General features: G+C 34.1%; 1 protein-coding gene. It reads right to left on the bottom strand.

Annotated features, from left to right (window positions below):
- Positions 1-124 precede the first annotated feature (124 nt).
- Positions 125-1,211: hypothetical protein (locus tag Q0095_RS03080; protein WP_297881262.1), on the bottom strand; the 1,087-nt coding region annotated here is incomplete at its 5' end.

Below are 1,211 nucleotides of genomic sequence, written 5' to 3'. Positions count from 1 at the left end.
ATAATGCGTAGGTTTAAATTTTGATAAAAGTATTTCGTGCTTTAAAATTTTGTCGCGCCGTGCGGGTGATCTACGCCTATTAAATTTAGCGCATACGGACGAAATTTAAAAGGCGCGCTTAGCTTTATTTAGATTCAAAAACGATAAAGTTTAGCCATATTATTATGCCTATAAACAATAAAATAGACGATAGTGCTTCGTTGGCATTCCAGCGCCTTTTTAGACTAACGATTTGTAAAAATTTACCGAGCTCGTAATTACTTTTGCGAAATGAAAATGCCGTAGAATATGTGCCTATGAATAATATCGCGGCGGATAATATCGCTACTAGTTTTTTATCCAGATCCAGACCAAATAGCATAAAACCGAATACTATGATATAAGTAACGGCGGTAAGCGCTAAAATTCCTATCGTCGCAAAGGCGATGAAAAATATAAAATTTAGCTTGCGATCGACCTCTTTGACGTAAAAATCGCTCAAACTGCTGCTGATATAAAAGGCGAATAGCTCAAGAATCGCCGTCGTAAAAGGCAGACGAATATCGCCCGGAAATAAAAAATATCCCTTCAAAAGACTCATAAGATCGATATTTGAAATATTTTCAATATGCCACGAAACAACGTAAAATGAAATCACAAAAATGGCCAAAAAGACGTTGCCCAAAAGGAACTTGTAAATTAGGTATTTTATGTTTTTGCGCACCTTGGCTCCCTGAAATTTCGCGAGATTATACGTCAAATTTACTTTTAATAGGCTCAAATCGGCAGGAAAATTTAATGAGTTAAATTTAGCCTCTTTTGAGTTTGCCAAAGTATAATTTGAGAAAAAGTAAATACCTTTTGTTGCAAAATTAAGGCTGTCTCTTGTATCATAATTTAGCTTAGCTTCATAATATGGAAAGGCTTTTCTTACATTTTCAACATTATTCTGATGTTTTGTCACATCTGAAATCTGATAGCCTCCGCCAATTGAAAATAACAGATTTTTATACATTTCAAATCCAATTCCTGCTCCAATTTTGAATTTTCTGTTTTCGAAGTTGAAATATCCGTTATTGTATTTTTGATTTTTTATAATATCACGTTTGTATTCAAATTCGCTGTAAATCAAGGCCTTCGAATCTTTTCCAAGTTCCATAGTTGCCTTACCTCTTGCCCCATATTCATTTGCAACCGTTCCAGTTACTGAATATCTTACATTTGTATTATTT

The sequence above is a fragment of the uncultured Campylobacter sp. genome (genome assembly GCF_938045535.1).
Taxonomy (GTDB): Bacteria; Campylobacterota; Campylobacteria; order Campylobacterales; family Campylobacteraceae; genus Campylobacter_B.
This window is presented reverse-complemented; position numbering and strand designations above follow the sequence as displayed.